Genomic DNA, 11,871 nt, shown 5'->3' with positions numbered 1-11,871 from the left:
AAAGCTCCTAAGTTTGAAAACCGGGGCGAACGCGGGTCGAACGGGCCTTTGTGGTGCTTGTTCGTGGCCGGCGCGAAGCACGTTCGCATAATGGGCACCGATTGTAAGGAGCGAGCCCCGCCATGCCCGACCGCACCGTGTTCTTCATCTCCGACGGCACCGGCATCACCGCCGAGACCTTTGGCAACGCCATCCTGGCGCAGTTCGACTTTGCCCCGCGCCGCGTGCGCCTGCCCTTCGTCGACACGCCCGACAAGGCGCACCAGGCGGTGCGCCAGGTCAACCACACGGGCGAGCTGGAGGGCAAGCGCCCCATCGTCTTCACCACGCTGGTCGACCGCGAGGTGCTGGGCATCATCCAGGGTGGCTGCAAGGCCATGATGCTGGACATGTTCGGCACCTTCGTGGCGCCGATCGAGCAGGAGGTCGGCATCACCAGCCACCACCGCGTGGGGCGCTTTTCGGACGTGAGCAAGAGCCAGGCCTACCACGACCGCATCGAGGCCATCAACTTCAGCCTGGCGCACGACGACGGGCAAAGCAACCGCGACCTGGAAGGGGCGGACGTGATCCTGATCGGCGTCAGCCGCAGCGGCAAGACGCCCACCAGCCTGTACCTGGCCATGCAGCACGGCCTGAAGGCGGCCAACTACCCGCTGATCCCCGAGGATTTCGAGCGCCGGCAGCTGCCGCCCGCGCTGGTACCGCACAAGAAGAAGATCTTCGGCCTGACCATCGCGCCCGAGCGGCTGTCGGAGATCCGCTCCGAGCGGCGGCCCGGCTCGCGCTACGCCAGCATCGAGAACTGCCGCATGGAGATCAGCGAGGCCGAGGCCATGATGCGCCGCTCGGGCATCCGCTGGCTGTCGACGACCACCAAGAGCATTGAGGAAATCGCCACCACCATCCTGCAGGAAGTGCGGCCGGAGCGGTTGAGTTACTGAACTACCGAGGGGCTCAAACGCGCCACAGCGCCACGACTACATCATTTTCATAGCTTCTTGCGCTTAATATACAAGGATTTCAGATACTTTTATACCTGAAATCCTTTTGTATCCAGCGCAAGCAGCTATGATTATTGATAGCGACCGCGCAGCGGCCAACTTATTGACGTTTTCTAAAAGCATGACAGCGCGTGCCGCGCCAAAGAAAGCTCCCTCTCCCTCTGGGAGAGGGCTGGGGTGAGGGCCGGCAGCGTGTCATGTATTACGGAATTCTCAATAGAACCCGTCGCCCAGCGCCGCGATGCCGGCGCGCGCCACCTGCGAATCCTCGGCCGACTTCACGCCGCTCACCCCCACGGCGCCGATGCACTGGCCGTCCTTCATGATCGGCACGCCGCCCTCCAGCAGGCCGTCGAGCCCCGGCGCCGACAGGAACGCCGTGCGCCCGCCGTTGACCATGTCCTCGTACACCTTGCTCTCGCGCCGCCCCAGCGCCGCCGTGCGCGCCTTGCCCGGCGCGATGTGGGCGCTGACCGGCGGCGCCCCGTCCATGCGGTGCAGGTGCAGCAGGTGGCCGCCGTCGTCCGTCACCGCGATCGTCACCGCCCAGTGCTGCTTCAGCGCCGCGGCTTCGGCGGCGGCCACGATGGCGCGGGCGTCGGCGGCTTCAAGAAAGGACTTGGTTTTCATGTGCGGGTCCTCAACTGAACATGCTGAAGAAAACAGGGCGGCCTGAACGGCGCCGGCACCGGCCGTGGCGGCCATCCCATCCGGCTGCGCCAGTCGCACTGTGCGCCCATCGCGCATCCATTTGATTTTGAAGGGAATTTTTCGCCGCGTCACACACTCTACGTAAAATGTTCCGCATGGTCGCCGTGGTGGCGGCCGCAAGGTCGCCCAACCATTGATTCACAAGGAGATCCTCTCGCATGAATGACCGCACACTGAACTACGCCGACGCCGGCGCCATCGTCTCCCAGGAGCAGCGCAACAAGGTATTGCGCAACACCTACTGGCTGCTGGCCCTGAGCCTGCTGCCCACCGTGGCCGGCGCCTGGTTGGGCGTGTCCACCGGCATCACCCGCGGCCTGAGCGGCGGCCTGGGCCTGATCGTGTTCCTGGGCGGCGCGTTCGGCTTCATGTACGCCATCGAGAAGACCAAGAACTCCGCCGCCGGCGTGCCCGTGCTGCTGGCCTTCACCTTCTTCATGGGCCTGATGCTGTCGCGCATCATCGGCATGGTGCTGGGCTTCAAGAACGGCTCGGAACTGGTCATGACCGCCATGGGCGGCACCGCCGGCGTGTTCTTCGTCATGGCCAGCCTGGCCAGCGTCATCAAGCGCGACATCTCGGGCATGGGCAAATGGCTGTTCGTCGGCGCCATGGTGGTGTTCGTGGGCGCCATCGTCAACGTGTTCGTCGGCTCCACCGTCGGCATGCTGGTCATCAGCACCCTGGTCATCGGCGTGTTCAGCCTGTACATGCTGTACGACCTGAAGCGCATCATCGACGGCGGCGAAACCAACTACATCAGCGCCACGCTGGCCCTGTACCTGGACATCTTCAACGTGTTCCAGGGCCTGCTCGCCCTGCTGGGCCTGGGCGGCAGCAGCGACTGACGCGCCACCTCACGGCGGCGCAGCCCGCCCCGTGAAACCCAAGCACAAGGGGCCTGAACAAGGCCCCTTGTTTTTCTGCCCGCAACGCCGCCGTCGGCGTGCCCGGCATCAACGCACGGATGCGCGCTATAATCTGCGGTTTCCGACGGTGGCTGTAGCTCAGTTGGTAGAGTCCCAGATTGTGATTCTGGTCGTCGTGGGTTCGAGTCCCATCAGCCACCCCAAAATTGCGCAAAGCCTGCTGCCGACCACGGCAGCAGGCTTTTTGTTGATCAATCCCCGACGACGGCGCGAAAGCCTTTCGCGCCATGGCCGGGCCTGTGGCCTGCCCACCCGCGCTACCAGCCTCCTCGGCTCAGCGCAGGATGCCGGCAAAGAACGCCGACAGCTCGTCGAACGCGTCCAGCGGCAGCACATGGGCCGTGTACTGGTCGGGGCGCACCACCACCATGCAGCCGCGCTCGCGGTCGATGCCGCGCATGTCGAAGATGTCGCCCAGACCCTTGTGGTCGACGCAGAAGACTTTCTCGTGGTCCTGCAGGCCCAGCTTGCCCGTTCTGGGCTTGAGCAGCGACGGCATGTCCTCGTAGGCGAGCTGGTCGAAGGTCTGCTGGAACACGGCGCGGAAGTCGATCACCGCGTCCACGTCCTCGCCGGGGCGGGTGTGCTTGACTACAGGCGATTTCGGGTCGTTCTGCAGCCAGTCGGCCAGCTTGTGGATGGCCGAGCCCGGCTTGGAGCTGTCGGCCTTGCCCGCAAAGGCGTAGAGGCGCCAGCGCGCATCGGCCTCGGCCACGTGGCCCAGCTGCATCTGCTTGGCGTCGGACAGGCGCACCACCGGCGCCGAATGGAAGCGCCGCCCGATCTCCAGCCCCTTGGCCAGCGCCTGGTGCGTGCCGGTGGCGAACAGCGTGGAGGGTCGTACTTCACCGCGGTGCCGCCGGTGAATTCCAGGTTGGCCTTGAACTGGCGGATGATGCGCGGCTCCTCGCTGCCGTCGCGCTCGGCCTGAGTGGTGGGGGCCGACATGATGCGCGCCCACTCGTGGTCGGTCTCGACCAGGCGCTTGGCCTCGGTCAGACGCTCCTTCGAGTAACTGCGCAGCAGGCTGGCGTCGGCGCGGCCCTGCAGCACGTGCACCAGCTTCCAGCCCAGGTTGAAGGTGTCCTGCATCGACACATTCATGCCCTGCCCGGCCTTGGGCGAATGGGTGTGGCAGGCGTCGCCGGCGGTGAACACGCGCGGGTTGCGGCTGGAGCCCTCGGCCACGTCGTCGAACTTGTCGGTGATGCTGTGGCCGATGTCGTAGATGGACCACCACACCACCTCCTTCACGTCCAGCGAATAGGGCGCGATGATGCGGTTGGCCGCCGCGATCATGTCGTCCTGCGTGAACTTGCGGCTGGCAGCCTTCTCGCCGTCTTTCAGCTTGTCCAGCTCGACATACATGCGGAACACGTAGCCGCCCTCGCGCGGCAGGATCAGCACGTTGCCCTCGTTGGCCGAGGAGATCAGGCACTTTTGCCGCACGTCGGGGAAGTCGGTGTTGGCCAGGATGTCCATCACGCCCCAGGCCTGGTTGGCGGCGTCGCCGTGCAGCACGCCGCCGATGGACTTGCGCACCGCCGAGTGCGCGCCGTCGCAGCCCACCACGTAGTTGGCGCGCACGGTGCGGGTGGCCCACCAGTTGATGCCACTGGCGTCCTTCAGCGTCACCGTCACGGGGTGGTCGTCGGTGGTTTCGTCCACGGCCACGCTGACCAGTTCCCAGCCGTAGTCGGGCGCCAGGCGCGAGGGCGAGTTCTGCATCACCTCCAGGAACAGCTCGTGCAGCCGCGCCTGGTTGATGAGGATGTGCGGCATCTCCGAGCTGTCGTCGGCCACGTCCTGCACGCGGCCGACGCGCTTGATGTGCGCGGGGTTGGCCGGGTCGGGCATCCAGAACGCGGTCTGGTTGACCCAGTAGGTCTCGCGCTTGACCTTGTCGGCGAAGCCGAAGGCCTGGAACATCTCCATGGTGCGCGTGTTGATGCCGTCGGCCTTGCCCTTGATGATGTTGCTGGGCATGCGCTCGACGATCATGGTGTCGATCTCGGGAAGCGTGCCAGCTGCGCCGCCAGGCACAGGCCGGCCGGGCCGGTGCCGGCGATCAGCACGTCCACCTTCTCCGGCAGCGGCTCGTTGGTACCCCGGTTGCGGCGGTTGGGCGCGGCCTGCTTGATGTCGGGATTGCCACCCCGGAAGCCATCTTTGTAGAACTGCATTCCTGTCGTCTCCTCGGATTGAAAAGCGCCGCAGGCACCCTGCCGGCGCGCCGGCGAATGCTATCTACGCTTACTATCGATTGTCAATACGATATGTATGCTTATTAACTGGCGCGCCACAACGTCTGCACCACGCTGGCCGCCCGCGTGGTGTGCCCGGCGGGCTGTCCGCTGCCACAGCGCCCCACCATCCATGACAAAGGCGCCCAAGGCGCCTTTGTTGCTGGATCGCACCGCTCAACGGGAAGCCGGCGCAGCCCCATCGTCAGGGCCGACGGCGCTTCGGGCCTGGGCACCAGGATTTGCGCCTTGTAGCGTGCCTTGAGCGATTCGTAGTAGCTGAGCGCCTCGGCCATGCCCCACAGCTGCTCGTAGCGCAGGCGGCTCTGCGATGCGAGCTCCGCGGTCTGCTCGGCGTGCGGCAGCACCTTGTCGACACGCGCCACGGCATAGCCATCGGCCCCCAGATCGACGCCGACAAAGGTGGGCAGCTTGGCGGGGTCGGCGCGCAACACGGCCTCGACGAGCGCAGCCGGCTGGCCCTGGGCCTCGTCGCGCGACAGCGCCACCGGCGCGGGCAGCGAGGTGGCCGTCGCCGGCTGCTCCGTCCACGCCTTCAGGCGGGCCTGGCCCTCCTGGCGGGCCTGCTCGGCGCCGCGCTGGGAGAGGAAGGCCGCACGCACTTCGTCGCGCACCTCGGTGAACGGACGGGCGTGCGCTGCGCTGTGCGACACGATGCGGCCGGACACGAGCTGGTTGCCGCCGGCGTCCAGCGCCTCGGTGTTGCGTTTCTTGTCGAGCGCGTCGGCGCTGAACAGCGCGTCCAGGAAGCGCTGGTTGGCCAGCACACCCGTCGCGCCCGCGGCGGTGTGCGGGTGACGTTGTCGGCCGTGTGGATCTGCAGCTTCAGCTTGTCGGCCACGGGCTGCAGGCTGTCGGACTGTTCGTAGACGGCGTTGCGGAATTCTTCGGCCAGTTCGCTGAAGTGCTTCTGCGCCTCCTGCGTGCGCAGTTGCTCCTCGAGTTGCGCGCGCATGGTCTCGAACGGCGGCACGGCGGCGGCCTTGACGCCGGTCAGCTGGACGATGTGGTAGCCGAAGTCGCTTTCGACCACATCGCTGATGTCGCCCTGCTTGGCCCAACGCGTAGGTGGCCTGCGAGATCACGGGGTCGATGCCCTTGTCGCGCTGGAAGCTGCCCAGATCGCCGCCGCTGGCGGCGCTGGTGTCGTCCTGCGAGGACTTGCGCGCCACGTCGGCGAAGCTGCCGGGCGCCTGCCGCAGCTGGGCCAGCAGTTCGGTGGCCGTCGCCCTGGCCTTTTCGCGCTCGGCGGCTGGTGCGTCCTTGGGTGCCACGATCAGGATGTGGCTGGCGCGGCGCTCTTCGGGCGTGCCGAAGGTGGCGGCGTTCTGTTCGTAGTAGGTGCGCAGGTCCTGCTCGCTCACGTTGACGGCTTTCTTGACGCCGTCGAGATCGAGCACCACGTATTCGATCCTGGCCGATTCCGGCGCCTGGTAACGCGCCGCATGGGTCTTGTAGAAGGCCTCCAGCTCGGCGTCCGTCGGGTTCAGCTTGGCGGCGAATTCGGCCGGGGCGAAGCGCACCACGCGGGCTTCGCGCCGCTCAAGGAAGGCGTTCATGGCCACATCCGCCTGCGCCTGGCTGGCAAAGCCGGTTTCCACCACGCCGCCCAGCACCTGCCGCGAAGACAGGTCGTGCCGCACGTTGGCCTCGAAGCCCTCGGGCGTGAGCCCTGCTGGGCCAGCAGCTGGCGGTAGCGGTCCATGTCCAGCGTGCCGTCGGCGCGGCGCAGGGCGCTGATGGTCGGGTCCTGCTGCAATTCGGCGGCCAGGCGCGCGTCGGTGGCGATCAGGTGGCCGTGGTTGGCCGCGGCGATCAGCACGCGATCGCGCACCAGACGCTCCAGCGTGGCGTACTTGAGCGCCGGCGAATCCAGCAGGCTGCCGTCCAGCGACGGGTTGCTGGCGCGCAGGCGATCGGTTTCCATGCGGTGCGCGTTGTCCCACTCCATCTGCGTGATGGCGTGGCCGTCCACCGTGGCGACCTTGCTCGCGCCTTCGTTGAAGCGCGTGTAATCACCCACACCGAACAGCACGAAGGACGGGATGATCAGAAGGAACAACACCCCCATGATGAGCTTGGTGTGCCGGCGGATGAATTCGAACATGCGCGAGACTCTTCGTGTAGTCGGTCGAGAAATGAAAAAGGCGAACCGGGGTTCGCCTTTGCCGTGATCGGTAGAGATCTGGTGGGTGCTGACGGGGTCGAACCGCCGACCTACGCCTTGTAAGGGCGCCGCTCTACCAACTGAGCTAAGCACCCCACCTGAACTGGCCTGAGCAGATCAGTTCAACGCGTCCTTCAGCGCCTTGCCGGGACGGAACTTGGGCACCTTGGCGGCCTTGATTTTAATCGTTGCGCCGGTGCGGGGTTGCGGCCCGAGCGAGCGGCACGCTTGCCGACGGCGAAGGTGCCGAAACCCACCAGCGACACGGTGCCGCCCTTGCGCAGCGTGGTCTTCACGGCGCCGATGGTGGCCTCGAGGGCACGGGTGGCCGCAGCCTTGGAAATATCAGCGTTCTTGGCGATGTGCTCGATCAGCTCGGTCTTGTTCACGTAAGTGCCCTCTCTCAAGAAGATTCAAGAATTCGGATTGTGACTTCAGTCGGGGTTGGCGGTGTAACCAACCTGCCTTGCCAGCATACCCGCGACAGGGCGGATGGTGAATGGATCGGCGCTTTGAACGCCCGGCCACCCTCGATAACCCCGGTCAGCGAGCGATGCATTCTAGACGTAGTTGTCTACTGCCAAGGCGGTATCTACCCTGCATGTGCGCCAGCGCAACAACCGCCCGCGTTTTGCCGCGCCAACTTGTGACACATTAATTCCGGCGGCCTGCAAAAGCGCTTGTTCACCTGCCGAGGCTTGACACGGCCGCCGGTCGCACCACCAAAGCGACGCCGAAGGCGGTGACGGCGATGCCGATGACGGTGGTCAGCGTGATCGGCTCGCCGAACAGCAGCCAGGCCATCACCGCCGTGGTGGGTGGCACCAGGTACATCAGGCTGGTGACCGACGCTGCCGCGCCGCGCTGGATCAGCAAATACAGCAGCGAGCTGCCGCCCAGCGTGAGCCCCAGCACCGACCAGGCCATGGCGCCGGCCGACTGCGCGTTCCAGCGGAAGGCCTCCGGTTCCAGCAGCGCCAGCGGCGCGGTGACCAGCGCCGCCGCCAGCAGCTGCACGGTGTTGGCGGTGCGCACGTCGCAAGGCTTGACGAAGCGCTTCTGGTACAGCGTGCCGGCGGTGATGCACAGCAGCGCGAACACCGCCCACGAGAAGTTGACCAGCGTCACATGGTCGCCCGCCTGCCCCTGCGTGAGCTTGCGCCACACCACCAGCACCAGGCCGGCAAAGCCCAGCAGCAGGCCCAGCCACTGGCGCGCGCTGACGCGGCTCATCGCCGTGCCGGTGGCCGACAGCCAGATGGCCGTCAACACGGGCTGGATGCCGACGATGAGCGCCGACAGGCCCGAGCCCATGCCGCCCTTCACCGCCGCCCACACGCCGCCCAGGTAGCCGCCGTGCATCAGCGCGCCGGTCACGCCCAGGTGAATCCATTCCATGCCGGTCTGCGGCCAGCGCACGCGGGCGATGGCGATCCAGACGCCGAAGCAGACGATCGACAGCAGGTAGCGGATCAGCAGAAAGGTGAACGGCGGCGCATGCGGCATGCCGTAGCGCGCCACGATGAAGCCGGTGGCCCAGATCAGCACGAACACCGCCGGCATCCAGCGGATCAGCGCGGACGTGTCCCGATCCGTCATCACGAGGCAGCGCCCGGAAGCCGTGCGCCCATCGGGCGCCCCACCAGTGGCCGCGCAGCAGACCACGTCAAAGGCCGCGGAGCAAGCCAGGCCAGCGAACGCCGCGGAGTGGGCTTGGCCCGGCCGCTGGCGTTGTCCCCCTCCGGGGGATGGCGCCGAAGGCGACTCAGGGGGAACTCATTTCACCCGCGCACGGATCTCGGGCAGGGCTTTCTGCAGGTAGTACACCATCGACCACACCGTCAGCACCGCCGCCACCCAGATCAGCACATTGCCCCACCAGCGCGTGTCGATGCTACCCAGCACCGTGCCGTCGTACAGCAGGAACGGGATGGCCACCATCTGCACCGTGGTCTTGAGCTTGCCCAGCATGTGCACGGCCACGCTCTTGCTGGCGCCGATCTTGGCCATCCACTCGCGCAGGGCCGAGATGGCGATCTCGCGCCCGATGATGATGAGCGCCACGAACACGTCGGTGCGCTGCAGGTGCACCAGCACCAGCAGGCTGGCACAGACGAGGAACTTATCGGCCACCGGATCGAGGAAGGCGCCGAACGACGAGGTCTGGTTGAGCTTTCGTGCCAGGTAGCCGTCGAGCCAGTCGGTCCAGGCGAAGACGATGAACATCACCGTGGCCACCAGGTTGGCCGTGGCCGGCTGCCACTGCAGGTAGAACACGCCGACGATGAGCGGGATGGCGACGATGCGCGTCCAGGTCAGCAGCGTGGGCACGGTGAAGAACATGGCGGCGATTGTGTCACGCCCCAACGCCGCGCCCACCCCAGTGCCTGCCGCCCCGCCCGCCTGCTGCGCGGCCCTGTGCAAGCGCGGCGCCTCGCGCCCGAACGCCCGCACCCGCCCATGACCGCGGACCTTGGTAATAGCCTGCTAGCAAACCATATACTCCCTAACTATATGTCTTTTAGCGCCTATCAATAAATGATTTCATACATATACCCCCATATACCAACCCGAACACCTTATCGCAGGCAGCGCGCGTGATCGATGCCGCACGCGGCAAACTCTTTGCAAGCCGATAACAGCGCGCCGCACCAGGCGGCGCCTGGCGCAGAAGCACATGCGCCACGACAAGGCCAAAGCCGCCTCGTCGCGCAGCACGCCCCTCGTTGCCATCGGTGAGGGCGCTGGGCCAGCCGGGCTAACATTGCCCGCCCTGCCCGGCCCCACTCCCCTCGCGCGCCATGACCCAGCCCCAACCCCGCCCCTTCTTCACCGCCCCCAGCCCCGCCGCGCAAAAACTGGAGCTGCTGCGCGAGCTGTTTCCCGCCGCCGTGCAGACCGACGAGCACGGCCACGTCAGCGTCAGCGCGGCCGCCATCCAGCAGGCGCTGGACCCGGCCAACCCCGCCGGCGTGCGTGTGGAAGAAGACGGCTACGAACTGCGCTGGGCCGGCAAGCGCGAGGCCTACCACAGCGCCTTCGTGCCCACGTCCAAAATCGTGCAGCCCCGGCCTGAAGACAGCGAGAGATGGGACGACACCGGCAACCTGCTCATCAAGGGCGACAACCTCGACGCGCTGCGCCTGCTGCGGCAAAGCTACTTTGGCGCCGTCAAGCTCATCTACATCGACCCGCCCTACAACACGCAGAGCGACGCCTTCATCTACCGCGACGACTTCAGCGCGCGCCAGACGGAAATCCTCAAGACGCTTGGCTACAAGGCCGATGCGCTCGAATACATCCAGAACATCTACGGTGCGCGCACCCATAGCGGCTGGCTCAGTTTCATGTACCCGCGGCTGCTGCTGGCGAAGGATCTGCTGCGCGAGGATGGTGTCATCTTCATCAGCATCGACGACCACGAGCAGGCGCAGTTGAAGCTGCTGTGCGATGAGGTGTTCGGCCAGGAGAATTTTGTCGGGCAGTTGACCCTGCTCTCCAATCCAAAAGGGCGCTCACAGGACAAGTTCTTCGCCTCAAACCACGATTTCATTCTTGCCTACAGTCGGACGACACTCGAAAAGGGTGCCCTTGCCATCGAGAAGGACGCGGAAGAAATCGAGGCCGACTACGACTTGGTGGATGACGAAGGCGAACGCTACCGGTTGCTCGAGCTCCGGAACACGCACCGAGAGTTCGGCAAGCACAACCGCAGGAATTTGCACTACCCGCTTTTCGTCAACCCGGATGGTGATGTCTCGCTGTATCGCACGAATGGCGATGTGGAAGTTGTCCCTGACTGGGATGACGGATTCGAGGGTGCTGGACTTGGGATCGAACGAAAGCAGCCAAGGAAATCGACCTGTTGCTCGGCAAGGAAGTGAAAGGTCGTTGGAAGATTTTCCGAAAGAGTTATGCGAGCGGCTCCAGCAAGATGCTGAAAACGATTCTGCAAGACAAGCTGTTCTATACGGAAAAGGGACAGAGGGAATTGAACCAGCTATTCGGCACGAAATCGAAAATCTTCCCCTCCCCGAAGTCACCCTTCCTGATCAAGACACTTGCGCAAACGAGCACGGGCGACGACGACCTCATCCTCGACTTCTTCGCCGGCTCCGGCACCACCGGCGAGGCGGTGATGCGGCTGAATGCCGAGGACGGCGGCCAGCGCCGCTTCATCCTGGTGCAGATTCCGCAGCCCATCGAAGCCAAGAAGCAGAAAGACGCACACCACTTCGTGACCCAGACGCTGGGCAAGCCCGAGGCGACGATTTTCGAGATCACCGCCGAGCGGCTGCGCCGCGCGGGCGCGAAGATCAAGGCCGATACCACCAACGCCCACGCGACCGCCGTGGACACGGGTTTTCGCGTGTTCGAGCTGGTGGATGACCCCGACGCGCTGGTGCTGCACCAGCCGCTGGCAGATGCGGCGCAGGCCGATTTGCTGCGCTTTCAGGAGCTGCTTGCGCCCGCCACACAAGGGCTGGAGGCCAAAGTTCTTTACAACCTGCTGTTGGCCGAAGGGCTGCCGCTGACGGCACGGCTGGCGCCGCTGCTGGACGGCGCGGCGTGGCGCGCGGACGACGTGCTGTTCATTCTGCGGGCGGTGGACACCGAGGCGCTGCGCGCCCTGGTGGAGGACGCGCAGGCGGCGGGCGCGCCCATTCGCGCGCTGAGCGTGTACGCGCCCTGGGTGCATGACGACAACTTCCTGCTGGGGCTGAAAACGCTGCTGGAGGTGCTGCACCTGTCCGAGGACAAGCTGCGCCTGCGCGGCTGAGGCAGACCGGAGCGCA

7 protein-coding genes, 2 tRNA genes and 3 pseudogenes are annotated in these 11,871 nt (G+C 65.7%); 5 read left to right on the top strand and 7 right to left on the bottom strand.

Annotated features, from left to right (window positions below; genetic code table 11):
* The first annotated feature begins 122 nt into the window (after positions 1–122).
* Positions 123–944: a posphoenolpyruvate synthetase regulatory kinase/phosphorylase PpsR gene (gene ppsR, locus H0I39_RS14735; protein WP_180551006.1), complete on the top strand. Its 822-nt coding sequence runs from the start codon at positions 123–125 to the stop codon at positions 942–944.
* 273 nt (positions 945–1,217) lie between these two features.
* Here the strand turns inward: ppsR and H0I39_RS14730 are convergent, their stop codons facing one another.
* Entirely contained in the window at positions 1,218–1,634 is a 417-nt protein-coding gene (locus H0I39_RS14730) for a GlcG/HbpS family heme-binding protein (protein WP_180551005.1), read from the bottom strand.
* A 239-nt stretch (positions 1,635–1,873) separates the two neighbouring features.
* On the opposite strand from H0I39_RS14730, the gene H0I39_RS14725 reads away from it, so the two are divergent.
* Positions 1,874–2,563 carry a Bax inhibitor-1/YccA family protein gene (locus H0I39_RS14725; protein WP_180551004.1) on the top strand — a complete coding sequence of 230 codons (690 nt, stop codon included), beginning with the start codon at positions 1,874–1,876 and terminating at the stop codon, positions 2,561–2,563.
* A 148-nt stretch (positions 2,564–2,711) separates the two neighbouring features.
* Positions 2,712–2,787: transfer RNA gene (locus H0I39_RS14720), tRNA-His, on the top strand.
* A gap of 131 nt (positions 2,788–2,918) precedes the next feature.
* On the opposite strand, the pseudogene H0I39_RS14715 reads toward H0I39_RS14720, so the two are convergent.
* The 6 genes and pseudogenes from H0I39_RS14715 to pgsA form a co-directional block, all read right to left on the bottom strand.
* Positions 2,919–4,827: pseudogene (locus H0I39_RS14715) on the bottom strand (FAD-dependent monooxygenase).
* Between the two features lie 281 nt (positions 4,828–5,108).
* Positions 5,109–7,015: pseudogene (locus tag H0I39_RS14710) on the bottom strand (SurA N-terminal domain-containing protein); the annotation flags it as partial.
* A gap of 79 nt (positions 7,016–7,094) precedes the next feature.
* Positions 7,095–7,170: transfer RNA gene (locus tag H0I39_RS14705), tRNA-Val, on the bottom strand.
* An 85-nt stretch (positions 7,171–7,255) separates the two neighbouring features.
* Positions 7,256–7,464, bottom strand: a pseudogene (locus H0I39_RS14700) (HU family DNA-binding protein); the annotation flags it as partial.
* 295 nt (positions 7,465–7,759) lie between these two features.
* Positions 7,760–8,674, bottom strand: coding sequence for a DMT family transporter (locus tag H0I39_RS14695; RefSeq protein ID WP_180551003.1), 915 nt, complete (start codon positions 8,672–8,674; stop codon positions 7,760–7,762).
* A gap of 177 nt (positions 8,675–8,851) precedes the next feature.
* Positions 8,852–9,418 (bottom strand): CDP-diacylglycerol--glycerol-3-phosphate 3-phosphatidyltransferase, encoded by a 567-nt coding sequence (pgsA, locus tag H0I39_RS14690; protein WP_180551002.1) that lies wholly within the window; start codon positions 9,416–9,418, stop codon positions 8,852–8,854.
* Positions 9,419–9,876: 458 nt separating this feature from the next.
* Between pgsA and H0I39_RS14685 the strand changes: the two genes are divergently transcribed.
* A complete protein-coding gene (locus H0I39_RS14685; RefSeq protein ID WP_180551001.1) occupies positions 9,877–10,959 on the top strand; it encodes a site-specific DNA-methyltransferase in 1,083 nt (360 codons plus the stop codon).
* Positions 10,956–11,855 (top strand): DNA methyltransferase, encoded by a 900-nt coding sequence (locus H0I39_RS14680; RefSeq protein ID WP_308645928.1) that lies wholly within the window; start codon positions 10,956–10,958, stop codon positions 11,853–11,855. Before H0I39_RS14685 ends, H0I39_RS14680 begins: the two co-directional genes overlap by 4 nt.
* The last annotated feature ends 16 nt before the right edge of the window (positions 11,856–11,871 follow it).

Origin of the sequence: Ottowia beijingensis, from assembly GCF_013423955.1 — a bacterium.
Classification (GTDB): Bacteria; Pseudomonadota; Gammaproteobacteria; order Burkholderiales; family Burkholderiaceae_C; genus Ottowia; species Ottowia beijingensis.
The sequence above is the reverse complement of the archived record's forward strand: the minus strand, read 5'-3'. Positions and strand labels throughout refer to the sequence as shown.

Bases quoted from the DNA above. Each gene is read 5' to 3' on its own strand.
- H0I39_RS14695 (WP_180551003.1), bottom strand. From the start codon at position 8,674: ATGACGGATCGGGACACGTCCGCGCTGATCCGCTGGATGCCGGCGGTG.
- ppsR (WP_180551006.1), top strand. From the start codon at position 123: ATGCCCGACCGCACCGTGTTCTTCATCTCCGACGGCACCGGCATCACC.
- pgsA (WP_180551002.1), bottom strand. From the start codon at position 9,418: ATGTTCTTCACCGTGCCCACGCTGCTGACCTGGACGCGCATCGTCGCC.
- H0I39_RS14685 (WP_180551001.1), top strand. From the start codon at position 9,877: ATGACCCAGCCCCAACCCCGCCCCTTCTTCACCGCCCCCAGCCCCGCC.
- H0I39_RS14730 (WP_180551005.1), bottom strand. From the start codon at position 1,634: ATGAAAACCAAGTCCTTTCTTGAAGCCGCCGACGCCCGCGCCATCGTG.
- H0I39_RS14725 (WP_180551004.1), top strand. From the start codon at position 1,874: ATGAATGACCGCACACTGAACTACGCCGACGCCGGCGCCATCGTCTCC.